The following is a 23168-nucleotide window of genomic DNA, read 5'->3' as shown; positions in this document are numbered from 1 at the left end:
CCACCAGCGGGCGGTTGCCCAGGCTGGGCACCAGGCGGTCCAGGGCGGCCTCGGCGCGGTCGAGCTGGGTCAGGGCCTGCTCGGCGCTTTGCGGGCGGGCCGTCGCCGCCGCGTCCAGGCTGCGGGTCAGCTCGCGGTAGGCGGAGAGGTCCTGGGCGGTGGACAGGCCCGACCCCAGCAGGGCGGTCAGCAGCACGGCCCGCCTCACGCCGCGTCCCCGGTCCGGATCTGCCCGAGTTCGGCGAGCAGCCGCCCGACATTGACCCCGGCTCCCGCGACGACCGCCACGCAGTAGCCGCCCAGCGGGCGCATACAGACGGTGCGGTCCCCCATGTCGGCCGACATCAGCCGCAGCGAGCGGGACTGAAACAGCATGGCGGTCGCGGCGACCACGCCGCCCAGCCCGCCGCCGCCGCGCAGGGCCCGCTCGCGCAGCACCTCGCCGCTTGCGCGGCATACCAGCACCCCCTGCACTCCCTGCAGGCGCCCGAGGTCCTGAATCAGGGCCTCCTGGCCTTCCGGCGTGTCCAGCGCGTAGCTGCGGGCGCCCACGGGCGCGGCGTACTCGGGGTCGTCGAATTCAAAGTCGTCGGCGCTGAGGGTGGTGTCCACAGGATCCTCCCAGGTGGGCGCGGTCCACGCCTGCTCGGGGCTGTTCTCGTCCCAGGCGGCGGCGGGCGGCAGAAAGAGGGTGGGCGCCCTGGGATGGCGGGCCTGCACCTCGGCGGCGAGGGCCTGCAACTCGGCGCGGGCGCGTTCGGGGGGCAGCAGCCCGGAGAGCCGTGCGAGCAGGGGGCCGCGCAGGACCTGCTGCATCTGCGCCGCCGTCACGGTTTCGGGGCCGAGGCCGCTCTCGCGCAGCGAGGCCCGCAGCATGGTGTCGGCCGCCCGGTCAGACACGAGGCCGGACAGGGCACGCACGATAAGGGTGTACACGGCATTGGTCATAGAAACCTGCCGGGAGTGTAGGTGGGGGGGGCTTACACTTTTCTTCTGGCTGACCGTCCTGTGTCTACCCGTCCTGTGCCTGCCCGTCCTCTGCTCGCCCGCGCCCTGGCCCGGCTCACGGTCCCCGGCCCGCACCGCCCACTAGACTGCCCCCCATGACCCTCACCCTTCCCGAACGCCTCAGCCGCGAACTCGCGGGCCTGCGCGAGCAGGGGCTGCTGATCTCGCCGCGCGTCCTCGAGACGGCCAACCGCGCCCGCACCCGCGTCGATGGCCGCGACGTGGTCAACCTCGCGTCGAACAACTACCTCGGCTTTGCCGACCACCCCGAGATCAAGGCCAGGGCCGCCGAGTACCTGCACACCTGGGGCGCCGGGGCCGGGGCCGTGCGGACCATCGCCGGAACGCTGACCATCCACGAGGACTTCGAGCGCCAGCTCGCGGAGTTCAAGCACACCGGGAGTGCGCTGGTGCTGGGGAGCGGCTTCACCACCAACCAGGGCGTGCTGGGCACCCTGCTGCAACCCGGCGACCTGGTGGTGAGCGACGAACTCAACCACGCCAGCATCATCGACGGCCTGCGGCTGACCAAGGCCACCAAGAAGATCTACCGGCACAGTGACCCGGACGACCTCGACCGGGTGCTCGCGGAGAACCCCACCGATGGGTTGAAGATGGTCGTGACCGACGGCGTGTTCTCCATGGACGGGGACATCGCGCCGCTGGGCCGCCTGATCGAGGTGGCCCGCAAGCACGGGGCCGTGACCTACGTGGACGACGCGCACGGCTCGGGCGTGCTGGGCGAGGCGGGGCGCGGCACCGTTCACCACTTCGGCTTTGAAACCGCCGAGGACGTGATTCAGGTCGGCACCCTGAGCAAGGCGTGGGGCGTCGTGGGCGGCTACGCGGCGGGACACGCGGACCTGCGCCAACTGCTGATCAACCGCGCGCGGCCCTACCTGTTCTCCACCGCGCACCCGCCCGCCGTCGTCGGCGCCCTCTCGGCGGCGCTGGAGCTGGTGCAGCGCGACCCCTCCTTCATGGAGCGGCTGTGGGACAACACCCGCTTTTTCAAGGCCGAACTCGCCCGGCTGGGCTTCGACACGATGGGCAGCCAGACGCCCATCACGCCCGTGCTGTTCGGGGAGCCCGAGGCCGCCTTCGAGGCCAGCCGCCGCCTGCTGGACGAGGGCGTCTTCGCGGTGGGTCTGGGCTTTCCCACCGTGCCCAGGGGCCAGGCCCGCATCCGCAACATCGTGACCGCCGAGCACACGCGGGACGATCTGGAGCACGCGCTCACGGCTTACGAGCGGGTGGGCCGGGCGCTGGGCGTGATCGGCGGTTGACCGACGGGCGGGTCGGGGCTGGGGTGGATTTCGTGGCCCTGGGCCGCTGGGTGACGGCGCATGGCTGAGAGAGACTCATCGGCTTTGTGGCTGTGGCCTGGGACGGCGTCGCCCTCCACTCCCCCCTCTGCTGCGGAGCTGTACCCGTCCCCAACCCCCAACCCCTCTGCAAGCACCTCTGCGAGTCCCCCGCAAGGGGAGAGGGGGTTCTCGCGTCTTGCACGCCATTCTTTGGCCGCGCCACGTCAGAAGTCAGAAGTCAAAAGGGCGCAACACGGTCTGCAACGTTGCTCACGTGGATTTTGAGCCCCACCTGGCGGGCTTCTACGCCGCCTGCGCTTTCCGGCCCACGGCGGCGGGGCTGCTGCGGCTGACCTTGCCCCGGCCTGCCTGTCCCGGCTCCACCCGCCTATCATCGGCCCCATGACCAGCCGCCCGCCCGTGGGAGACCGACAAGACCGGGGGCGCGAGGTGCAGGCGATGTTCGCCTCCATCGCGCCCCGCTACGACCTTCTCAACCGCGTGCTGAGCCTCGGCGTGGACCGGGCGTGGCGCCGGGAGGCGGCGCGGGAAGCCCTGGCCCTCTCGCCCCGGCGGATTCTCGACGTGGCGACCGGAACCGGGGATTTCGCGCTGGAGCTCAAGGCCCGCGCTCCGCAGGCCGAGGTCGTGGGCAGCGACTTCGTCCCCGAGATGCTGGAGATCGCCCGGGAGAAGGCCAGGGGACGGCACCTCGACCTGCGGCTGGAGGAGGGCGACGCCCTGAACCTCCCGTACCCCGACGGTTCCTTCGACGCGGTGACCTGCGCGTTCGGCTTCCGCAACTTTGCCGACTACGCGCGGGGCCTCTCCGAGCTGTGGCGGGTGCTGACGCCGGGCGGACGGCTGGTCATCCTGGAGTTTCCGCCGCCCCGTCCGGGCCTCTTCGGAGCGCTGTTCCGCTTCTATTTCCGGCAGATTCTTCCGCGCGTGGGGGCGCTCGTCAGCGGCAACGCGGGCGCCTACACCTACCTCCCCGAGAGCGTGCTGGCCTTTCCCGACCCCGGGCGGCTCGCCGGGCTGATGCACGCGACGGGCTTCCGCACCCGCTACCGATTGCTGACCTTCGGCATCGCGGCGATCCACGTGGGGGACCGGGGGTAAGGGGCGCGTGGCTCGCAGCGCGTGGCGAGGAGATGCCTGCCCCTCGGCAAGCCGCATGCCATAAGCGACAGACCGCAAGCGACAGGCCATGAAAAAAGGCTCCCACCAGGGGAGCCTCTCTCACCTCCTGCTGCTCAGACCGCGAGGACCTGACGGCCGTTGTAGGCGCCGCAGCTGGGGCAGATGTGGTGCTGGAGCTTCTTGGCGTGGCACTGGGGGCACTCGACAAGGTTGGGGGCCACCAGGGCGTGGTGGCTGCGGCGCATGTCGCGCTTGCTCTTGCTGGTCTTCTTCTTGGGGACGGGATGCTTCGCCATGATGTTTCTCCTCGCTCTCGCCACTCGGCGCTGGGGGGACTGGGGGAACGCGCCGGGGCCATCTCTTCGGCCTGGCCGGACCGGGGACGCGGCCAGGCGCGAGACAACAGCCGGGAGTATAGCACGCGCTGCGGGGCCGCCGTCCATCCTGCCCGCGTCTCCCGTAGCATGGCGCGTGATGGTGCCAGAACTCGCGTTGCCGCCCATTTCCCCGGCCACCCTGGAAACGGGCCTGCGGGTGCTGGACCTCACCGGCATCCTGGCCTTCAGCCTGTCGGGAGCGCTGCTGGCGGTGCGCAAACGGTTCGACCTGTTCGGGGTGCTGGTGCTGGGATGCGTGACGGCAGTGGGCGGCGGCGCGATTCGCGACACCCTCACCGGGCAGGCGCTGCCCCTCTTTCTGCGCGACGAGACGTACCTGTGGGTGGCGCTGGCGGGATCGGTGACCGCCTTCGGGTTCGGCGAGCGGCTGGCCCGCTTCGAGAAGGCGCTGAGCGTGTTCGACTCGGTGGGGCTGAGCCTGTTCGCCGCGTCGGGGGCGCTGGGGGCCATCGCCGCCGGGCTGGGGCCACTGGGGGTCATTTTCGCGGGGATGCTCAGCGGGGTGGGGGGCGGCATCATCCGCGACCTGATTGCCAACGAGGTCCCCGAGGTGATGTACCGCCGCGACCAGCTGTACGCGACCGCCGCCGCTGCCGGAGCACTCACCGTCTACCTCGTGTCTCCGCACGTCACCCCCTTTCAGGCGCAGCTCAGCGGCGCCGGGGCCGTGCTGCTGCTGCGCNCGACCTGATTGCCAACGAGGTCCCCGAGGTGATGTACCGCCGCGACCAGCTGTACGCGACCGCCGCCGCTGCCGGAGCACTCACCGTCTACCTCGTGTCTCCGCACGTCACCCCCTTTCAGGCGCAGCTCAGCGGCGCCGGGGCCGTGCTGCTGCTGCGCTGGCTCTCGCGCCGGGGCTGGGCGCGGCTCCCGGTGCGGCGGCTGCCGGAGGGGTGAGGGGGAGCGGGAACACCCCTCCGGCAGCCACCGCTGACAGCTCCCCTCAAAGGGGGCCTTTTAAAAGGGAGCCCCGAAGCGCACGAAACTGGAGGAACGCTCTCCACCAAAGCCTCCCTTTTCAGGGGAGGTGCCCCCGGAGGGGGCGGAGGGAGAGCTCACGCGGCGCTGCCTTAAATCACCGCCTGCCCCCGTGCCCTAGACTCTTGCCATGTCTACACAATCCGACCGGCCCGCCGGATTCCGCACCCGTGCCGTCCACGCGGGGCATGGTCTCGACCCCGTGACAGGCGCCCACGCGGTGCCCATCTACGCGACCTCCACCTTCGGCTACGGCAGTGCCGAGCGCGGGGGGCGGCTCTTTGCGGGCGAGGAACCGGGATATTTCTACTCGCGGCTCTCCAATCCCACCGTGACCGCCTTCGAGGAGAAGGTCGCCAGCCTGGAGGGGGCCGAGGCCGCCGTCGCCTTTGGCAGCGGCATGGGCGCGGCGAGTGCGGTGGCCCTGACGCTGCTGGGGACCGGGGACGAGGTGGCCTTCGTGGGACCGCTGTACGGCGGCACAGAGGGGCTGCTGCGCGACATCCTGGGCAATTTCGGGGTCACCGTCCACGAGGCGGCGGACGTGGAGGCGCTGCGCGGCGTGGTGAGTGAGCGCACCCGGCTGGTCTGGCTGGAGACGCCCACCAACCCCACCCTGAAGGTCGTGGACCTCGCGGCGGCCTCGGCGGTCGCGCACGCGGCGGGGGCGCTCGTCGTGGTGGACAACACCTTCGCCACCCCGTACCTGACCCGGCCGCTGGAGCACGGCGCCGACCTGGTGATGCACTCGGCGACCAAGTACCTGGGCGGGCACGGGGACGTGGTGGCGGGCGTGGTCGTGGGAGCGGCCGACCTCGTGACCGAGTTGCGGCTGCACGGGCTGCGGCATGTCGGCTCGGTGCTCGGGGCATTCGAAGCGTACCTGCTGCTGCGCGGCCTCAAGACCCTGCCGCTCAGGATGGAAGCCCACTGCGCGAATACGGCGGCGCTGGCGGGGGCGCTCCAGGGCCACCCCGCCCTGAAGGCCCTGCACTACCCCGGCCTTCCCACCCACCCCGGCCACGCGGTCGCGGCGCGGCAGATGCGGGCTTTTGGCGGCCTGCTCAGCCTCGACCTGGGCACCCGGGAGGCGGCCTTTGCCTTCCTGAACAACCTCCAGCTCTTTACCCAGGCGGTCAGCCTCGGGGACGTGGAGAGCCTGTCGTGCCACCCGGCCAGCACCACCCACCAACTGCTGGGCGAGGAAACGCTGATGCGGCAGGGCGTGACAGAGGGCCTGGTGCGCCTCTCGGTGGGCATCGAGGACGAGACGGACCTGATCGCGGACGTGCTGGGAGCGCTGGAGCGGGTGCCGGTGGGCGCGGCGACGTAGGCCTTCCCGACCGTTCCCCCTCCCCTTCCGGTGAGTGATGTGTGTAAAGCACTCACCGGAAGGGGAGGTGCTATCTTCACTCCGGGCCATCCGTGTCCGGCTCACCCCAACAGGGCAGCGCAAGGTCAGTCTCTTCTCATCGAGGGGCAGAAGACGAGGTGGAGGTCAGCGAGCATTTCTGCGGATGCCTCCAGGCCCCGGCATGGGCCTACCCGGCCGCGATCTGCGGTGAAGCGCGGCGATAAGCTTCTGCGGCGACGCAGGGATAAGGCCGCGCAGTGCGAAGTCAATCCAACCCAGACACTGCCCGCCCTGGCTTCCTGCCGGGCGCGGGTAAAGGAGTTCTCATGTGCGGAATCGTCGGATATATCGGTGGGCGGCAGGCGCAGGACGTGCTGATCTCGGGGCTCGCCAAGCTGGAATACCGGGGCTATGACAGCGCGGGCGTGGCGATCGCGGACGGCGGCCAGATTGAGGTGAAGAAAAAGGCCGGGAAACTCGCCAATCTCAGCGGGGAGCTGGAGCACGCGCCCTTGCCCGGCACCCTGGGCATCGGGCACACCCGCTGGGCCACCCACGGCCTGCCCAACGACACGAACGCGCACCCCCACGCCACCGAGGACGGGCGCATCGTGATCATCCACAACGGGATCATCGAGAACTACCTCTCGCTGAAGGCCGGGTTGATCGAGCGCGGGCACACCTTCAAGTCCGAGACCGACTCCGAAGTGCTCGCCCACCTGATCGAGGAGGCGTACAGCGGCGACCTGGAGGGCGCGGTGCGGACGGCACTGGGGCAGGTGCGCGGTGCCTACGGGATCGTGGTCACGCACGTGGACCACCGCGAGATCGTGGCGGCCCGCACCGTCAGCCCGCTGGTGATGGGCGTGGGCGAGGGCGAGATGTTCCTGGCGTCCGACGTGCCCGCGCTGCTGGCCTACACCCGCGACATGGTCTTCCTGCACGACGGCGACATGGTCGTGCTCAGCGACGACGGCTACCGCATCACCGACCTGACCGGGAACCCGCAGGAGCGCCCCATCGACCGCATCGACTGGGACGCGGAGGCGGCGGAAAAGGGCGGCTTCGACACCTACATGCTCAAGGAGATCTACGAGCAGCCCACCGCCCTGACGAACACCCTGATCGGCCGCCTGCACGACGGGACGGGCGAGGTGAACCTCGACATCGGGCTCGATCCTGCCTCGTTCAAGCGCATCTCGATCATCGCCTGCGGCACCGCGTACTACGCCGGGCTGGTGGGCGAGTACCTGATCGAGCAGCTCGCGCGGATTCCGGTCGAGGTGGACGTGGCTTCCGAGTACCGCTACCGCAATCCGCTGGTCAGCGAGAACACCCTCGCCATCGTGGTGAGCCAGTCGGGCGAGACCATCGACACCCTCGAAGCGTTGCGCGAGGCGAAGAAGGGCGGAGCCAAGACCCTGGGCGTGATCAACGCCAAGGGCAGCAGCATGACCCGCGAACTCGACGACACGCTGTACATCCACGCCGGGCCGGAGATCGGGGTGGCGAGCACCAAGGCGTACACGTCGATGGTGGGCGCGTTCGTGATGCTCTCTCTCTGGCTGGGCCGCGCCCGCGGCACCCTCAGCGACACGCAGGCGCAGGACCTGCTGCACGCCACCCGCGAGCTGCCGCGTCTGGTTGAGGAGGCGCTGAATCCCGCCCGCGTCGCCGAGATCAAGCGGGTCGCCGAGAAGTACGCGCAGGCCCGCGACTACCTCTTCCTGGGACGCGGCGTGAACGCGCCGACCGCCTTCGAGGGCGCCCTGAAGCTCAAGGAGATCAGCTACATCCACGCCGAGGGCTACGCGGCGGGCGAGATGAAGCACGGCCCCATCGCCCTGATCGACTCGAACCTGCCGGTCGTGGTGATCGCCACCGAGAGCCACCTGCTCGAAAAGACCATCTCCAACGTGCAGGAGGTCCGCGCCCGCTCCGGCAAGGTGATCGCCCTGCTCAGCGACGGCGACACCGAGAACGCGCAGCACGCCGACGACGTGCTGTACGTGCCCCGCGCCCACGAGATGGTCAGCCCGGTGGTGAACGCGGTCGCCCTGCAACTGCTGAGCTACTTCACGGCCAGCTATCTGGGCAAGGACGTGGACAAGCCGCGCAACCTCGCCAAGAGTGTGACGGTCGAGTAACGCCGTCGGTCGGAATCAGGGGGGCAGAGTCCACGTGGCTCTGCCCCCTTGGCGTGCTGTCCTGGCCTCCATGAAGGCTGTCTTCTGGCGCGGCTACAGGACGGCGCCCCCGGACCCCTCAAGATGAACGGGTGACCCGGCCCCGCCCCTCCAGCCCGCCCCAAGGCGAACCCTCCCGGCGCGAGTGGTTCAGCGAACTGATCGGCCGCACCCGCTTCGTGGTCCTGATCGCAGTGATCGCCGTGCTGCTCGTGGCCTTCAGCCTCTTCCTGCAGGGAACCATCCTGGCGCTGAACACCATCTACCAGACCTGGCGCGAGATGTTTACCCAGGGCATCGACAGCCAGTCGGGCACGCTCGCCGTCGAGTTTCTGGAGGTCGTGGGCACCATGCTCAAGGCGGTGGTGTTCTACCTGATCGGCGTGGGGCTGTACTCGCTGTTCATCAAGCCGCTCAACCTCACGTCGGCGCTGGGGGTCGAGAGCCTGTCCGACCTCGAGCAGAAGGTCGTGTCGGTGGTGATCGTGATTCTGGGCGTGACCTTCCTGGAGCACTTCATCCGCTGGGAGGAGCCGGTCGAGACGCTGTACTTCGCCGGGTCGCTCGCGCTGGCGGGCGGGGCGCTGGTGCTGTTCCAGCAGGTTCACAAGGGCAGTGGCAGCGACCTGCAGCAACCCGGCTCCAAGCTCAAGGCGCGGCGCGACCTCTTCGAGCGCGACAGCGAGCAGCGGCACATCGACGAGGAGGACGTGGAGATCGCCAAGCAGGCCACCGAGGCCAAGGCCGAGGGCAAGGTGCCTGCCGGGGGCGGCAGCGAGTAGGAGGCCGGGGGAGGGACTGCTCCGGAGTCCGGGTCAGCCGTGCTGGCCTGTTCATCCAGATTCCCTAGTCCCCCCCCACCACCCGCAGCAGGTGGCGTTCCATCTGCCTCACGCTCTGGCGGGCGGCCTGGGCGCTGTTCATCCCCAGCGCGTGGACGTAGAGCGAGCCCCGGTCGGGCGAGAAGGCCAGCGCGACCGTACCCGGCAGCAGCCCCGTCAGGGACGCCAGCAGCGTGAGGGGCAGGTCGCCCTGAAGGCGCAGGGGAACCTCCACGATCATCGGATTGAGGCGGGGGCGGGGATGCAGGGCCATCAGCGCCATGTGGATGTTCGCCCGCACCAGCTCGGCCAGAAAGGAGACGATCAGTCCGGCGGTGGCTCCGATGCCGCGGGTGTAGGCCGTCACTCCCAGGGAGCGGCGAAACAGCGTCAGGATCAGGAACCCGATCACCCAGCCCAGCGCCAGCGTCCGCAGGCTGACCTCGCCCAGAAAGAGCGCCCAGACCAGCCCCAGCAGCAGGTTGAAACCCGCGCCCCTCATGGTCCGCCGCCCCCACTGGAACAGGCGGCCAGGTCCGGGGAGCAGACGGGGGGCACAGGAAACATGCGGTCAGAATACGGGGTATCCGGCGGCGGCTCCGTGGGCGCCGGTTCCTGCCCCCGTCTGCTCGTGCTCGCTCTGGCTGCACCGACGGTCCGGACTGAGCCGTGACGGACACTGCCGGGTCGGAATTCCTGCCATACGGGTTCCGTCCAATTCCTTTACTTCCGGGACCCGTCGTTTCTCCGTCTCGCATCCGCTCGGATTGAATCACCTCGTAAACGATTCCATCGGAGTCCGTATCAGGACACCGCGTCGGGCCAGCTTGTCAGCCGGGCGCGGGTCCAGAACTCCAGAAAGCCCTCGACCTGCGCCATGAACTCCTGAAAACTCAGCGACTTGATCAGGTAGGAACTCGCGTGCAGCGTGTAGGCGCGGGTGATGTCGTGGTCGTGGTTGGAAGTGGTCAGCATCACCACCGGGATCTGCACCAGCCGGGGATCGGTCTTCAGCGCCTCCAGCACCTCGAAGCCCGACATGCCCGGCATATTCACGTCCAGCAGCACCACGTCGGGCAGGGCGGTCCCGGGCGTCCGCAGGTGGGCCAGCGCCTCCTGCCCGCTGCCCACGGTCGTGACCTGGCACAGGTGCGCGTATTCCGCGAACACCTCCTCGGCGAGGTGGCGGTCTATCAGGCTGTCGTCGACGAGCAGCAGGCGCAGGGGACGGCTCATGGCCGCACCCCCCCCTGAGCACAGGTGGGCCAGATCAGGGTGAGGAGCTTGAGCAAACGCATAACTGAGACTCATGTTAGCGGGTTGCCGGAGCCAGAGGGCCGCACACCTGCGCCCCGCTCCTTAAGACGGCTTGAGTCCTTTCGGGGGCCAGATCTGCATCTCCTCAACAGGCGCTCAAGATGGGAGGAGCACCCTGGAAGGGAGGCGGGGCCGCGCTAGCCTGCGGTTCATGACTGGCCTGTCTCCTTCCCCCCGGCCCCGGATCCTGGTCGCCAACGACGACGGCATCTTTTCGCCCGGCATCAAGGCGCTGGCGCTCGCACTCGCGGAAGTGGGCGACGTGGTGGTGGTCGCGCCCGACGTGGAGCAGTCGGCGGTGGGGCACGGCATCACCATCCGGCGCCCGCTGCGCTTCAAGCACACGGCCTCGGCAGGCTTCGGGGCCCTGCCCGCCTACCGGGTGGACGGTACCCCCGCCGACTGCGTGGTGCTGGGGGTGCACCTGCTGGGGCGGCCCGATCTGGTGGTCAGCGGGATCAACGTGGGGCCGAACCTGGGCGACGACCTGACCCACTCGGGCACCGTCGCGGCGGCCATCGAGGGGCTGGCGCTGGGGCTGCCGTCGGTCGCGTTCAGTGCGCGGGCGAATGGAGACGGCGAGTACGGCTTCGCGGCGGGAGCGGCCTACGCCGCGCGGCTGGCCCGCGAGGTACTGGCGCGTGGACTGCCGCCCCGCGTGCTGCTCAACGTCAACTTTCCGGCGGGCACGCCGCGCGGGGTGCGGGTCACCCGGGTGGGCGAACACCGCTGGGAGGATTCTATCGTGACCCGGCAGGACCCCGAGGGCCGCGAATACCACTGGGTCGCGGGCCAGAGCACCGCTCCCGACGCCGACGACCCCGCCACCGACTACGGGGCGGTGGCGGCCGGATTCATCAGCGTGACGCCGGTGCGGCTGGACCTGACGGCGCGGGACCTGCTCGGCGAGGTGGGGGGGTACGTGCCGGGGGTCTAGCCCGGTCTGCCGCCGTGCCCCCGGCTGCGCCGCACCTCGAACTCCCAGGCCCGCGCCCCGTCCGGCACTGTCAGCGGCGGCACCTCACCCGACCAGCGGCTGGCGACGAGGGCCAGGCCGGGTTGCGCCGGGCTGGTCAGCAGTTCAGCGCCCAGGAAGCCCGGCTGCTCCGGCAGCGTGCCCAGCCACGCGGCGAGGTCGCGTTCGGCGGTGTCGCCCTTCGCCTCGGCGTAATGGACCCGCAGCGGGGCAGGGGGGGCGCTCACTCGTAGAGACTCAGGGGGTCCTTGGGATTCCAGCGCAGGTAGGTGCCGTAGTGCAGGTGGGTGCCCGTGCTGCGGCCCGTATTGCCCACCCGCCCGATGACCTGCCCCTGCGCGACCGTCTCGCCCGCCCGCACGAGGTTGGCGCTGAGGTGCGCGTAGCGGGTGATCCAGCCGCCCTCGTGCTCCAGCACGACCGTCCAGCCCCAGCCGCGCTTGAAGTCGGCCCGCGACTCCAGCACCCGGCCCGAGCGGGCGGCCCGCACCGGGGAGCCGTGCGGGGCGAGGATGTCCACCCCGTAGTGCATCTCGCGCTCGCCGTCCAGCACGCGCTGACCAAAGTCGCTGCTGATGCCCGCATACCCCGCCACCGGCCACAGCCACCCGCGCGAGGAAGCGGGCGCGGCGTTGACCCGCACCGACGCCGACCGCACCACCGCGCCGCCCGCCCGGGCCGGGGTCGCCTGCAGGCGCGAGGCCACCGTGCGCGGGGGAATCCTGACCGCCGCGCCCACCCGCAGCACCCTGCCGCCCCGGTAGGCCGGGTTGGCCCCCAGCAGCCGCGCGAGACTGATCCCGTAGCGCCGCGCGATCACGCTGAGGTTCTCGCCGCCCCTGACCCGGTGGGTGCGTCCCGCCAGCACCCGGTCGGGAATCCTCAGCACTTGCCCGGCCCGCACGTAGTTCGCGTTCCGCAAGGCCGGGTTGGCCGACTTCAGCGCCGAGACGCTCACCCCGGCCCGCCCCGCGATCACCGTGAGGTTGTCGCCCGCCTTGACCCGGTAACTCCCCGCCGCCTCCGCCGCGCCCCCAGGCAGGAGGCCAGGCAGCAGGAGGGCGGCGGCAGCCAGCAGGCGCCGCGTCGCCGGGCCAGAGAAGCGCCGGATGAGAGTGGGGTTCACGGCACTTAGTGTAATGGTGGGGATGGGGGCCGGATGTGAACAATCCCGCCCCGCGTTACCTTGCGGCCATGTCAGTCCCCTCCTACGCCCCGCCCCCCGGCTTCCGGCGACTGCGATTGCTGCTGGCCTGGGACGGTGCAGGCTTTGCCGGGTGGCAGTCTCAGCCCCACGCGCCCAGCGTGCAGGACACGGTCCACGCGGCCTTTGCCCGGCTGGGAGCCACGGACGCCGCCCGCCCGGTCGCTGCCGGGCGCACCGACGCCGGGGTCCACGCGGAGGCGATGCCCGCGCACACCGACGTGCCGGGGGGCTTCCGCGTCCCGACCGAGAAACTGGCCCGCGCCCTCAACGCCCACCTTCCAGAGAGCGTGGCCGTGCTGGAGGCGGACGAGGCCCCGCCCGGCTTCCACGCCCGTTTCTCCTGCACCGAGCGGCGCTACAGCTACCGGCTGCTGCACGCGCCCCAGCGCCATCCGCTGTGGGCGGGCCGGACGCTGCACGTGCCGGGGCCGCTGGACGTACCGGCGATGAATGCCGCCGCCCTCTCCCTGATCGGCACCCACGACTTTGCCGCCTTCGCCACCCAGGAGGACCGCCAGACGGTACGCGAGCTGCGGGCGCTCGTGGTCCGGCCTGGTCCCACGGTCCACGGCGGGCAGGTCTGGGAGGTCCACGTCGCGGGCGAGAGTTTTCTGCGCCACATGGTCCGGGGGCTGGTGGGCACGCTGCTCCTCGTGGGGCAGGGCAAGCTGCGTGGGGAAGACGTGCCCCCCATCCTCGCCGGGCGCGAGCGGGGGCGGGCCGGGGCGAACGTGCCCGCGCAGGGGTTGACGTTCACGGGGGCGAGTTACGGCGCCCCGGCGAGCACCACGTAGCGTTCCTCGCGGTAGCTCAGGCCGCGTGGGGTGGCCCGTTCCTGCCAGTCCTCCAGCCTCGCCTCCTCCCCCATCCACTCGCAGCGGGTCACCCAGGCTTCCCAGGTGGGTGCCCAGGCCTGCACAGACACGCGCCACTCGCCCAGAATGTCCCAGTCAACGGCGTGCAGGCGTTCGGGCACCTGAGGCACGTCCAGCCTCGGCCCCACGTACAGAAAGTGGGCACCCGGCGCGGCGAGTTCGGGCAGCCGCAGGATCACCCCCGTCGGCCCCCGCCGCGACACGATCAGGTCGAAGGGGCCGCGCAGGGGGTCGGGCACCGTTCCCTTGCCGTTCCAGAGGTGGAAGTCGGCGTGGGGGGCGTTCGCTCGGGCCTGCTCCAGCAGTTCCGGCCCCGAGTCATAGGCCACCCAGCGCCCGACCTCACCCCCGAAGCGGGCCGCATCGGGGCCGTGGCCGCAGCCTGCCTCCAACACCCGCACCCCCGGCCCCAGCTGCTCGGCCAGCAGCACGTCGAAGGTCAGCTCGGGGTCGGGGCCGTCCAGCTCGCGGGTCCAGCCATGACGGTACCCGCCCAGCTCGCGGGCCAGGCGGGCATACCACTCGCGCGAATGGGGACGGTCGGACATCCGCCCAGGGTAAGGGCGCTGGGCCTCAGTCCCGCCGCGTCACCCCGTCCGTCGTCATCAGCACGCCGTACAGCTCCGGGCGGCGGTCGCGGAAAAAGCCCATCCCGGCGCGGAACTTGCGGGCCTCGGTCAGGTTGAGGTCGTGGGTCAGCGGCCCTTCCTCGGTTTCCCCGAGTTCCGCCACGATCTCACCCGTGTAGTCGCTGATAAAGGAGTGCCCGTAGTAGGTCTGCTCCAGCTCGCCCACCCGCTCGGTGCCGATGCGGTTGGAAGACCCCACGTAGGTCGAGTTGCTCACCGCGTGCCCCACCATCGCCCGCTGCCACATCTGGTAGGTGTTGGGGGTCTCGACCTCGGCGGGCTCACTGCCGATGGCGGTGGGGTAGAGCAGGAAGTCGGCGTTCATCAGCATCATCGCGCGGGCGGTCTCCGGGTACCACTGGTCCCAGCAGATGCCCACGCCCACGCGCCCGAAGCGGGTCGGCCAGACCTTGAAGCCGGTGTCCCCGGTGGCGAAGTAGTACTTTTCCTCGTAGCCGGGGCCGTCGGGGATATGGGTCTTGCGGTAGTTGCCCAGCAGCGAGCCGTCGGCGTCGATGCACACGAGGCTGTTGTAATGCGCCTGCCCCGCCCGCTCGAAGTACGAGAGCGGCAGCACCACGCCGAGTTCCTGCGCCAGATTCTGAAAGCGCCCCACGAAGGGGTGACCGTCCAGCGGGTGCGCCAGCGAGAAGTAGTCCTCGCGCTCGACCTGGCAAAAATACAGGTTCTCGAACAGTTCGGGCAGCAGCACGACATTGGCCCCCTGCCGGGCGGCCTCCCGGACATGCTGCTCGGCGCGGCGGAGATTGTCCTCAAGCTGGTCAGTCATGTGCATCTGCACGACGGCGAGCCGGACGGTGTCGGGGGTGCGGGTCATGGCCCCAGCGTACCCGGCCCGCGTGCGGCGCAGGGTGAAGGGGGGCGGGTTCACCGGGGAGTCCAGGGGGGCGTGTTAGCGTGCCCGCATGACCGCTTCCCCCTCCGGCACCACCGAGGTCTACGTCGATTTCCTGTGCCCTTACGCCTGGCGCGGCGTGGAACTGGCCGCCGTGCTGCGCGAGGGGGGTGAAGCCTTCAGGGTGCGCCACTTCTCGCTGACCCAGGGCAACCACCCGGAAAACGCCGGGCAGGCCACGCCCGTCTGGTGGCTGACCGATCAACCGCTGGGCGAGGGCGACCGCTTTCAGCGCTCTGGCCTGCCCGCGTTCCTCGCCGCGCAGGCCGCCGCCCGTCAGGGAGAGGAGCAGGCGTGGGCCTACACCCTCGCGCTGTTCCGCGCCCACCACGACGGGAAAAGGCCGCTGGAGGAGGCCACCTTCGTTCAGGCGGCCGGGGAGGCGGGCCTGGATATGGACCGCTGGGCGAGTGACCGTCAGGACGAGTCCGGCCTGCGGGCCAGCCTGCGCGGGGACCTCGCGGAAGCCGCCGACATCGGCGTGTTCGGCACCCCCACCTTCGTCCTGCCGGACGGGAGCGCCGCCTACTACCGCTTCGAGAACCTCGCCCGTGACCCGGAGACGGCCCGCCGGTGGTGGACCCTCTACCGCGAGGTGCTGGGCAGCGGGGCCGGAATAGCGACGATCAAGCGGGCGAAGAACCGTCCGGCGAACAAGGCCTGAAGCCCCTGACAGAGGAACGTGGTCACCCTGAGCGCAGCGAAGGGTCTCGTGGGCGGGACTCAGGGAGGCTTCGCTGGCCCTCGGCATGACCCTTCTCGTGTCAACTGCTCTCATCGCCCAGGGTCAGGCCCAGCCGCCGTGCCACCTCGCCCACGGGCCGGGTCAGCCCGCTGCGAACGTCCATGTACTCGCGGTACACGTCGTCGAAGGAGTGGATCAGGACCGCCATCAGGCCGTGGTGGTTGACCTCCAGCCCCTGAATCCGGAAGCCCGCGCGGAGTTTGGGCACGATGACCGCGTTGTTGGTGGCGTGGTGGTGGCTGCGGACCAGCGTGTAGCCTGCCGCGCGGAAGGTGTTCAGCAGGTGCGGCAGCAGCCGGGTATACAGGCCCTGGCCCCGGTGGGCGGGCAGCAGCGCCGTGTTGCTCATATACACGGTGCGTTCGTCCCAGCCGCGTGCCGAGTGCCAGCCGACCACCTCGCCGCCGCGTGCGATCAGCCAGGCGAGGGCGGGGGCCTCGGGCCGGACCAGCCGGGGCGTGTCGGCCCAGTCGAAGCTCCCGGTGTCGTAGGCGGCGTCTTCCAGCCGGGCGTACACCTCGCGGTAGGTCCGGCTGGAAACGGGATGGGCCGCGTACCCCCGCCCGAGGTCGAAGGCTGGCCCGTCCGCCGGTGGCAGCGGGACAGACGGCACCGCGACTGGCCCGGCCCGCCGCGACTCCACCACGTCCAGCCCCAGCCGCCGCGCCGTTTCCCCGTCCGCCTGCCGCAGGCCGCTGCGGACGTGCATCGCGTTCCGGTATACGTCGTCCAGACTCAGCGTGAGGGCCACGTTCAGCCCGCCCTCGTACAGGTTCAGGCCCTGCACGAGGAATCCGGCCCGCAACTTGGGCACGATGACGCGGTTGTTCGTCGCTCGGTGGCGGCTGGTGACGAGGGTGTATCCGGCCTCCCGGTACACGTCCAGCACGTGCGGCAGCAGCCGGGTGTACAACCCGCGTCCCTGATGCCCGGGCAGAATCCCGGTGTCGGCCATGGAGACCGTGCGCTCGTCTTGCCCGTGGGCGTGGTGCCAGCCGATCAGCTCCCCGCCGTGGTAGAGGCCCCACTGGAACGTCTCGCCCAGCGGCGGCGGGGCCTTGGTGGGCGGGCCGAAGGCGTAGCCCCAGTTCTCCCCGAAGATGCGGCCCTCCAGCCGGGCGCAGGCGTCCCGGTAGGTTTCCAGGCTGACCGGACGCGCCTCGTAGCCGTCTCCCAGTGGGATTACTCGCCCGTCCACAGCGTTCCGGCGGGCTGCTGCTGGGTCAGGCAATGGAAGGAGCCGCCGCCCTCGATGATGTGGCGGCTGGGCAGACCAAGCACCTCACGGTCCGGAAAGAGGGGCCGCAGCACCTCCAGCGCCCGCGCGTCGTTGGGATCGCCGTACATGGGCACGGCCACGAAGCCGTTGCCGATATAGAAGTTCGCGTAGGTGGGCGGCAACCTCCCCTCGGCCCCCTCCAGCCGCTCGGCGGGCAGGGGCAGCTCCACGACGCGGAAGGGCTCGCCGTTCAGGTCCGTCATCCCGCGCAGCTCGGCCAGATTTTTCGCCATGACGGCAAAGTTGGGGTCTGTCTCGTCCTGGGTCACGCTGGTGACAACCGTCCGCTCATCCACGAAGCGGGTGATGGTGTCGATGTGGCCGTCGGTGTGGTCGTTTTCCAGGCCGCCGTCGAGCCACAGCAGCCGCTCGATGCCCAGCGTGTCGCGCAGCAGCGCGGCGTAGTCAGCCTCGGTCAGGCCGGGATTGCGCGTGTCGGTGAGCAGGCACGAGCGCGTGGTCAGGCCCACGCCCGCCCCATTGACCTCGATGCCGCCGCCCTCCAGCACCTCGGGGCGGTCCCAGTGGGCGAGTCCCAGGTGGGCGGCGACGTGCTCCGGAATCCGGTCGTCGTTCTCCCACTCGAACTTGCCGCCCCACGAGTTGAACCGCCAGTTCACCAGCGAGACGCGGCCCTGGCCGTCCTGCACGAAGATCGGGCCGTTGTCCCTGATCCACGAGTCGTCGAGGGGCACCCGGTGCAGTGTGACCGGGAAGGGGGTGACATCAGCCCCGGCCAGCCGCCCCTGCGCGTCCGCCTCGCTCTCCTCGTCGCGGACCAGCAGATGCACGGGCTCGAAGCGGGCGATGGTGCGCACCAGTTCGGCGTAGTCCTCCCGCACCCCGGCGAGGTGGCCGAACCACAGCTCGTCGCCTTGCGGCCAGCTCATCCACGTCGCGGCGTGTTCGGCCCACTCGGGCGGCATGGCAAAGCCCAGGTCGCGCGGGGTGGGGTCTTCGGGGGAGAAGTGCTGCATGGCGGGTATTAGAGCAGACCCGGCCGGGGAGGCTGGGCCTCAGCGACCGTTCCTCAGCGGAAGTTCAGGCCCACCCGCAGCCCCGGAGAGAAGAGATTCAGGCCCTCGCCCTCGCCGGGCAGCAGGAAGCTGTAGCCCAGGCTGCCCTCCGCGAAGGCTGTCACCGAGCGGGCCACCCGCACTTCCCCGTTCAGCAGCAGGTGGGGCCGCACCACCGTCAGGACGCCGTTGTGCCGCTCCAGGCCCAGTCCGGCCCCGGCCTGCACCCGGCTCGCCGTGTTCGGCGTGCCCACGAGCGGAAACAGCACGCCCACGTCTGCCCCGAAGCCCAGGGTGTAGCCCACCAGACTGCGGGCGTCCACGCCCCCCCGCAGCGCGTACCGCTCGGCGTCGTAGGTGGCCTGCACGCCCACGCCGAAGTCCAGCGGCGTATCTACCGAGAGCCGCACGCCGAAGTAAGTCGTCGGCGCCGCCTGCGCCACGCCGAAAGCCAGGGCCAGCAGGCCGCCGCACATCAGGAGTTTATTCACATTCCCAGCCTAGGGCGGGCCCAGGTGTCATGGGACCGCACATCGGCGGTGCGTCAGGACGGACCGTCGGTGAAGGTCGGGCGCGGCAGCCGCTCGGAGGTCGCCGCCCGCAGCCGCACGGAAAGCAACCAGCCGTCAATGGCCGACGTGACCCGCAGCTCCGGCAGCGTCATGCGCAACAGCGCGAGTCGGTCTTCCCGGCGTACGAGCACAGGCGCTTGCAGCTCGCCTGCCTATATGCACTGCACGTTCGGGCGGCAGCGGCTGTCCTGCACCCGCAGCACGGTCAGGGTGAACCCCCCCAACCGCCCCGCTTGCCCCGGCCGAAGCTGGAGGGTGGCGGCACCCGCCGTGCCCACGAGGGCCAGGAGGAGGGCAGACAGCAGGCGGCGTATGGGCCGCAGTGTGCCGGGGCGACCTGAGGGGGGGCTGGCCCTCAGCCCAGCAGCGGCCCGCTTTCTGTGCAGGCGAGCGCACGGAAGTGCCGGGCCTTCTCGGGCAGGCCCATGGCGCCGTAGCACTCGGCCAGTTTGAGCGCGAAGAACTCCACGGCGCGGCAGTCCTCGCGGCGCTCGGCAGCCTCCAAACACTCGCGGTAGTGCAGCACGGCGAGGTGGTACTGCGCTCCGGAAGCAGCGTGTTCGGCTCGGCAATGGCTCATCCGGAGGGACACGATGTCGGTCTGGGCGCCGTTCATGGGCCTGAGTGTAGACATGCCCCCGGGCAGATGAATGAAAGATGAAGCAGATTCGGCGGTGCAACCGGCGTTGCTTGAACTGGGTCAAATCCCACCAACGGCAGGGCCGGAGCGCGTCTGGCCCCTACCCGACGATCCGCGCCCGCACGCTCAGCGCGGGCAGATTCACGCCCTCCAGCCGCACCTTCAGCGCCGTGCCCGGAGCGGCGGGGGTGCTGACCGGCACGTCGAAGGCCAGGTCCGGAATCAGCAGCGTGGCCTGCGGTCCCCGGCGGTCCACGACCACGGCGTCCCACTCGCGCTCCGGCTGCGCGGCGATCAAGCGCAGGGTGTGGTGCCTGCGGCTGAGGCGCTCGGCGTGCCGGGTGGCGTCGGCGTTCATCCCGGCCTGCGCGACCCGCCCCGCGACCGCCTTGCCGTTCATGGCCTCCCCCCCCGTCAGGTGCGCCCGCAGCTGCTGATGCACCACCAGGTCGAGGTAACGGCGCATCGGGCTGGTCGCCTGCGCGTAGAGGTCGAGGCCCATCCCGTGGTGCGGCCCCGGCGCAGGCTGAAAACGGGTGCGGGCCAGCGTCTTGCGCCGCGCCCACTGCGCGGGCAGGGTCTCGCCGCGCACTTCCCGCGTGGGCGCGTCCTGGGTGGCAAAGGGCAGCGCGATGGCGTGGTCGTCGGCATAGATGGCTGCCCCCCACCCCGCCAGCGTCATGCATTCCTGCACCACGAAGCGCATCTCGGGCTTGGGCAGGGGCGAGACGGTGGCGCCCTCCGCGTCGGCCTTGACCCGCACTTCGGGCAGGTCGATGGACAGCGCCCCTTCTCCCTCGCGCAGCTCGCGGCTGGCGCGGGCGAGGCGGGCCAGCGAGACGAAGGGTTCCTCGCCCGCCTCCAGCCGCTCCTGTGCCCCCAGGTAGGTCAGCCGGGTGACCCGCACGGTGGTCAGATGCACGTCCACCGCGTCGGCGTTGCCGTCGGCGTCGAGGTCCAGGGCGATGGACAGGGCGGGCGAGGTCCCGTGCAGGCCCAGGCCCGCCCGCCCCACCACCCCGTCCGGCAGCATCCCCACCGTGCGGTCGGGGAGGTAGAGGGTCGCGCCCCGCGCCCGCGCCTCCTCGTCGAGCGGGCTGTCGGCCGGGACGAGCGCGGCCACGTCCGCCACGTGAACCCACAGCCGGGTCAGGCCCCCGCCGAGGTCCTCGAGGCCCACCGCGTCGTCGGGGTCGCGGTTGCCCTCGTCGTCGATGGCGAAGGCAGGCAGGTGGGTCAGGTCCAGCCGGGGTTCCGGGGCGAAATCGGGCACCGGCAGCGCCACGTCTTGCAGCGCCGCGCCCAGGCGGTCGGCGTAGGGCGTCCGCGCCTCGTCCCACAGCCCCAGCCGCAGCAGCAGCGCGTGGGCGGCCTCCGGCGTCTCCGGCTGGCCGAGGTCGCGCAGGGTCCGGCTCTTTTCCGCCTTGCCCCGCGCGAGCAGCTCCACCTCGGTGCGCTGGGCAGGCGTGAGGTCCGGCAGGGCAGGGGAGGGGTTGGTCATGGGGATGAGGATACGGGGCAGAGGCCCCGAGAGCTGAATAGCAAGCCGGGGTTGCCAAAGCCGCAAAGCAGGGTTGGACCGGGTACAGACGTCCCGCTTGGGCCACCAGATCAGGAAGCCAAAACTCACGTCTCAGACGGTATCCATTCCCTGACGGTCCCAGGCGATCACTGCAAGGCTATAAAACCTGACTTGACATTTAGGCAAGAGGGTGTTTCTATTCTCTGGAAGGAGGCGCATATGAATGAACAGGCGAACGAGGGTTTTCGCGCACAGGTGGAGCGTCTGGTGGCCGAGGGCAAACTCACCCCCGAGGAGGGGCAGGAGCTGCTGGGGGAACCGGAGGCCGGGGACGAACCGGCGGCCCCGGAGGTGCCGGACGCTGTCCCTGCGGTCTGGGCGCCGGAGCAGGTCCCCCCGCACCTGATTCTCGATGTGGGGGGCTACACGCTGCGGGTCGTGGTGGACGGGCGGGTGCCCGGGCCGCACCTGAACGCCAGTGAGGACGGCCGCCTGACGCTGGAGGCGACCCCCCGGGGCTGGCGGGTGGGGCGGCAGGGCCATGAACGCTTTTTCGGCTGGAGCACCCTTTCCGCCATCCTGACCGTGCCGTTTGAGCCGCACGACGCCCAGGTCAGCGTGGGTGGGGGCAGCGTGAGCCTGCCCGAACTGCGCGGGAGCGCCCACCTGCGCATTGGCGGGGGCAGCGTGAGTCTCGGCGGGGCCGCCACCCTCCAGGCCCACATCGGGGGCGGGAGCCTGCGGGCGGGGGACATCGCCGGACCTGCGGCCCTCAAGGTCGCGGGCGGCAGCGCCCAGCTGGGCGACACGGGGGACCTCGTCGGTACGGTGGCCGGGGGCAGTCTGGCCTGGAGTCCACGGCTGCTGGGCGGCGAGCACACCCTGAGCGTGTCGGGCGGCAGCGCCCGCATCGACCTTCAGCCGGGCAGCAGCGTGAACCTCAATGCCCAGGCCACGGCGGGCAGCGTCAAGGCCAGCTTTCCCCTCCAGAAGTCCGGCCAGTACGCCACCTACACCTACACCGGAGTCCTGGGGGACGGCGGCGCTTCCCTGCGGGTCAAGGTCGCGGGCGGCAGCTTGGCGGTGAACGCATGAGCCCGGTCACCTGCCAGACCACGGTCATCCAGAAGGGGGGCGTTTCACGATGAGGGAAAAGGTCCGGAGGATTCTCGACCTCGTGCGGGCGGGCAAGCTCACGCTGGAGGACGCCGCCCCGCTGCTGGCCGCCCTGAATTCCAGGCTGGCCCTCGCGGGCGCCGACCGCGAACTCGTCGCCTCGCTGCTCTCGCGCGGCGAGCTGGACAGCGCCCAGGTGGCCGAACACCTGCTGCTGCTGCGCGGGGTGCGCGACCTGCCCCCGCCGCCGCCGCCCCGCTCGCCGCAGTTCTCGGGCAACTGGGTCTGGGATGGGCGCGGGCGCCGTGGCCCCGCCGGGGTCGATGTGGAGGACATCATGGACAGCGTGAATGCGGCGCTGGGCGGCGTGGGCGAGGTGGTCGGCAGTCTGGTGGGGGGCAGCCCGGCCCACCGTCCATCCTCCCCGGCCACGCCGCGCATCCTGCGGGTGGAGGTCGAGTCGAGCGAGGGCGACGAGTACGCGGCGAACCTGCCCGTCAGCCTCGCGCCGCACCTCGGCAAGCTGATTCCGGCCCACGGCCAGCAGGCGCTGGAACGCGCGGGCCTGAGCGTGGAGGCGCTGCAACTGCTGCTCGAGGCCGCCCCGCCCCCCGGCGAACTGATCAACGCCGAGGACAGCGAGGGCAACACGGTGCGAATCTCGCTGAAGTGAGGGCCGGGGGAGAGGGTGGGGTGCGGCACTGGCCTCCCCCGCCTCCCCCCTCTCCCCACGTACCCTGACCCCATGTCCAGACCCCTGCCCCTGCCCTTTCCCGACGAGACGGAAGCCCCGCTCGTCACCGAACTGCGCTTTCCCACCAGCGGCGTGACGGTGCGCGGCGTCTTCGACCTCAACGAGTTCGCCACCCTGTCCCCCGAGAATCTGGAGTTCCTGCGGCTGTACATCCGCGTGCGCGGCAACCTCAAGGAAGTCGAGCGGGTGCTGGGCCTGAGCTACCCGACCGTGCGGGCCCGCTTCGACACCCTGCTCCGCGCCATCGGCTACGAGCCCGAACCCGCCGACCCCCAGAGCGAGGTGCTGCTGAGCCTCGAGCGCGGCGAGATCACCCCCGACGAGGCCGCCCGCAAGCTGCGGCGCTGAGCTCCGCCGCTTTCCGCGCATAGGCCGCCGCGTGCGGGGCGTGGCTGGGCACGTGGGC

At 70.8% G+C, this 23168-nt stretch carries 27 protein-coding genes and 1 pseudogene; 13 read left to right on the top strand and 15 right to left on the bottom strand.

The window, feature by feature from the left end:
- Together QOL99_RS05175 and QOL99_RS05170 are read right to left on the bottom strand one after the other, a co-directional pair.
- A pseudogene (locus tag QOL99_RS05175) lies at positions 1-208 on the bottom strand (hypothetical protein); the annotation flags it as partial.
- On the bottom strand, positions 205-948 hold the full coding sequence (locus QOL99_RS05170) for a roadblock/LC7 domain-containing protein (protein ID WP_285522018.1): 744 nt from the start codon (positions 946-948) through the stop codon (positions 205-207). The gene QOL99_RS05170 and the pseudogene QOL99_RS05175, both read right to left, overlap by 4 nt.
- A gap of 155 nt (positions 949-1103) precedes the next feature.
- On the opposite strand from QOL99_RS05170, the gene QOL99_RS05165 reads away from it, so the two are divergent.
- Both QOL99_RS05165 and ubiE read left to right on the top strand, forming a co-directional pair.
- Positions 1104-2294, top strand: a complete 1191-nt coding sequence (locus QOL99_RS05165) for a BioF/Kbl family PLP-dependent acyltransferase (RefSeq protein ID WP_285522017.1) — start codon at positions 1104-1106, stop codon at positions 2292-2294.
- A gap of 423 nt (positions 2295-2717) precedes the next feature.
- Positions 2718-3437: a bifunctional demethylmenaquinone methyltransferase/2-methoxy-6-polyprenyl-1,4-benzoquinol methylase UbiE gene (gene ubiE / locus QOL99_RS05160; protein ID WP_285522016.1), complete on the top strand. Its 720-nt coding sequence runs from the start codon at positions 2718-2720 to the stop codon at positions 3435-3437.
- 134 nt (positions 3438-3571) lie between these two features.
- On the opposite strand, the gene rpmF is transcribed toward ubiE, so the two are convergent.
- Positions 3572-3754, bottom strand: coding sequence for a 50S ribosomal protein L32 (gene rpmF, locus QOL99_RS05155; RefSeq protein WP_152871395.1), 183 nt, complete (start codon positions 3752-3754; stop codon positions 3572-3574).
- Positions 3755-3932: 178 nt separating this feature from the next.
- Here rpmF and QOL99_RS05150 point away from each other — a divergent pair, with 178 nt between their 5' ends.
- The 5 genes from QOL99_RS05150 (at position 3933) to QOL99_RS05130 (ending at position 9159) form a co-directional block, all read left to right on the top strand.
- Entirely contained in the window at positions 3933-4547 is a 615-nt protein-coding gene (locus tag QOL99_RS05150; protein WP_285522020.1) for a trimeric intracellular cation channel family protein, read from the top strand.
- 23 nt (positions 4548-4570) lie between these two features.
- Positions 4571-4756 (top strand): hypothetical protein, encoded by a 186-nt coding sequence (locus QOL99_RS05145; RefSeq protein ID WP_407650141.1) that lies wholly within the window; start codon positions 4571-4573, stop codon positions 4754-4756.
- 211 nt (positions 4757-4967) lie between these two features.
- A complete protein-coding gene (locus QOL99_RS05140; RefSeq protein ID WP_285522014.1) occupies positions 4968-6170 on the top strand; it encodes a trans-sulfuration enzyme family protein in 1203 nt (400 codons plus the stop codon).
- A 347-nt stretch (positions 6171-6517) separates the two neighbouring features.
- The gene (glmS, locus tag QOL99_RS05135) at positions 6518-8338 is read left to right on the top strand and encodes a glutamine--fructose-6-phosphate transaminase (isomerizing) (RefSeq protein WP_285522012.1); all 1821 of its coding nucleotides are present in this window, start codon (positions 6518-6520) and stop codon (positions 8336-8338) included.
- 131 nt (positions 8339-8469) lie between these two features.
- Positions 8470-9159, top strand: a complete 690-nt coding sequence (locus QOL99_RS05130; protein ID WP_285522011.1) for a YqhA family protein — start codon at positions 8470-8472, stop codon at positions 9157-9159.
- 64 nt (positions 9160-9223) lie between these two features.
- Here the strand turns inward: QOL99_RS05130 and QOL99_RS05125 are convergent, their stop codons facing one another.
- Both QOL99_RS05125 and QOL99_RS05120 read right to left on the bottom strand, forming a co-directional pair.
- Positions 9224-9700 carry a Na+/H+ antiporter subunit E gene (locus QOL99_RS05125; RefSeq protein ID WP_285522010.1) on the bottom strand — a complete coding sequence of 159 codons (477 nt, stop codon included), beginning with the start codon at positions 9698-9700 and terminating at the stop codon, positions 9224-9226.
- 302 nt (positions 9701-10002) lie between these two features.
- Entirely contained in the window at positions 10003-10434 is a 432-nt protein-coding gene (locus QOL99_RS05120; RefSeq protein ID WP_285522009.1) for a response regulator, read from the bottom strand.
- 232 nt (positions 10435-10666) lie between these two features.
- Here QOL99_RS05120 and surE point away from each other — a divergent pair, with 232 nt between their 5' ends.
- Positions 10667-11452, top strand: a complete 786-nt coding sequence (gene surE / locus QOL99_RS05115) for a 5'/3'-nucleotidase SurE (protein ID WP_285522007.1) — start codon at positions 10667-10669, stop codon at positions 11450-11452.
- On the opposite strand, the gene QOL99_RS05110 is transcribed toward surE, so the two are convergent.
- Both QOL99_RS05110 and QOL99_RS05105 read right to left on the bottom strand, forming a co-directional pair.
- On the bottom strand, positions 11449-11718 hold the full coding sequence (locus QOL99_RS05110) for a hypothetical protein (protein ID WP_285522005.1): 270 nt from the start codon (positions 11716-11718) through the stop codon (positions 11449-11451). The genes surE and QOL99_RS05110 overlap by 4 nt on opposite strands.
- Complete coding sequence (locus tag QOL99_RS05105; RefSeq protein WP_285522004.1) at positions 11715-12617, bottom strand: M23 family metallopeptidase; 903 nt, start codon at positions 12615-12617, stop codon at positions 11715-11717. The genes QOL99_RS05110 and QOL99_RS05105 overlap by 4 nt, the downstream gene beginning before the upstream one ends.
- A gap of 68 nt (positions 12618-12685) precedes the next feature.
- Between QOL99_RS05105 and truA the strand changes: the two genes are divergently transcribed.
- A complete protein-coding gene (gene truA / locus QOL99_RS05100; RefSeq protein WP_285522003.1) occupies positions 12686-13492 on the top strand; it encodes a tRNA pseudouridine(38-40) synthase TruA in 807 nt (268 codons plus the stop codon).
- Here truA and QOL99_RS05095 read toward each other — a convergent pair.
- Entirely contained in the window at positions 13465-14121 is a 657-nt protein-coding gene (locus QOL99_RS05095) for a class I SAM-dependent methyltransferase (RefSeq protein WP_285522001.1), read from the bottom strand. The genes truA and QOL99_RS05095 overlap by 28 nt on opposite strands.
- A 25-nt stretch (positions 14122-14146) precedes the next feature.
- Entirely contained in the window at positions 14147-15040 is an 894-nt protein-coding gene (gene aguB / locus QOL99_RS05090; protein WP_285522000.1) for an N-carbamoylputrescine amidase, read from the bottom strand.
- Positions 15041-15128: 88 nt separating this feature from the next.
- On the opposite strand from aguB, the gene QOL99_RS05085 reads away from it, so the two are divergent.
- Positions 15129-15782: a DsbA family oxidoreductase gene (locus QOL99_RS05085; protein WP_285521998.1), complete on the top strand. Its 654-nt coding sequence runs from the start codon at positions 15129-15131 to the stop codon at positions 15780-15782.
- Positions 15783-15882: 100 nt separating this feature from the next.
- Here the strand turns inward: QOL99_RS05085 and QOL99_RS05080 are convergent, their stop codons facing one another.
- The 6 genes from QOL99_RS05080 to QOL99_RS05055 form a co-directional block, all read right to left on the bottom strand.
- Positions 15883-17061 (bottom strand): GNAT family N-acetyltransferase, encoded by a 1179-nt coding sequence (locus tag QOL99_RS05080; protein ID WP_285521996.1) that lies wholly within the window; start codon positions 17059-17061, stop codon positions 15883-15885.
- Positions 17046-18119: an agmatine deiminase family protein gene (locus QOL99_RS05075; protein WP_285521993.1), complete on the bottom strand. Its 1074-nt coding sequence runs from the start codon at positions 18117-18119 to the stop codon at positions 17046-17048. Before QOL99_RS05075 ends, QOL99_RS05080 begins: the two co-directional genes overlap by 16 nt.
- A gap of 53 nt (positions 18120-18172) precedes the next feature.
- The gene (locus QOL99_RS05070; RefSeq protein ID WP_285521991.1) at positions 18173-18649 is read right to left on the bottom strand and encodes a hypothetical protein; all 477 of its coding nucleotides are present in this window, start codon (positions 18647-18649) and stop codon (positions 18173-18175) included.
- Between the two features lie 53 nt (positions 18650-18702).
- Positions 18703-18861: a hypothetical protein gene (locus QOL99_RS05065; RefSeq protein WP_285521989.1), complete on the bottom strand. Its 159-nt coding sequence runs from the start codon at positions 18859-18861 to the stop codon at positions 18703-18705.
- A 224-nt stretch (positions 18862-19085) separates the two neighbouring features.
- Positions 19086-19346, bottom strand: a complete 261-nt coding sequence (locus tag QOL99_RS05060) for a hypothetical protein (RefSeq protein ID WP_285521988.1) — start codon at positions 19344-19346, stop codon at positions 19086-19088.
- Positions 19347-19470: 124 nt separating this feature from the next.
- Complete coding sequence (locus tag QOL99_RS05055) at positions 19471-20871, bottom strand: ribonuclease R family protein (protein ID WP_285521985.1); 1401 nt, start codon at positions 20869-20871, stop codon at positions 19471-19473.
- Between the two features lie 240 nt (positions 20872-21111).
- Here QOL99_RS05055 and QOL99_RS05050 point away from each other — a divergent pair, with 240 nt between their 5' ends.
- The 3 genes from QOL99_RS05050 (at position 21112) to QOL99_RS05040 (ending at position 23110) form a co-directional block, all read left to right on the top strand.
- On the top strand, positions 21112-21987 hold the full coding sequence (locus QOL99_RS05050; protein WP_285521983.1) for a DUF4097 family beta strand repeat-containing protein: 876 nt from the start codon (positions 21112-21114) through the stop codon (positions 21985-21987).
- 49 nt (positions 21988-22036) lie between these two features.
- On the top strand, positions 22037-22681 hold the full coding sequence (locus tag QOL99_RS05045) for an SHOCT-like domain-containing protein (RefSeq protein ID WP_285521981.1): 645 nt from the start codon (positions 22037-22039) through the stop codon (positions 22679-22681).
- Between the two features lie 72 nt (positions 22682-22753).
- Positions 22754-23110, top strand: coding sequence for a DUF2089 domain-containing protein (locus QOL99_RS05040; RefSeq protein ID WP_152871437.1), 357 nt, complete (start codon positions 22754-22756; stop codon positions 23108-23110).
- Positions 23111-23168 lie beyond the last annotated feature (58 nt).

Origin of the sequence: Deinococcus rhizophilus, from assembly GCF_030271215.1 — a bacterium.
Classification (GTDB): Bacteria; Deinococcota; Deinococci; order Deinococcales; family Deinococcaceae; genus Deinococcus; species Deinococcus rhizophilus.
The sequence above is the reverse complement of the archived record's forward strand: the minus strand, read 5'-3'. Positions and strand labels throughout refer to the sequence as shown.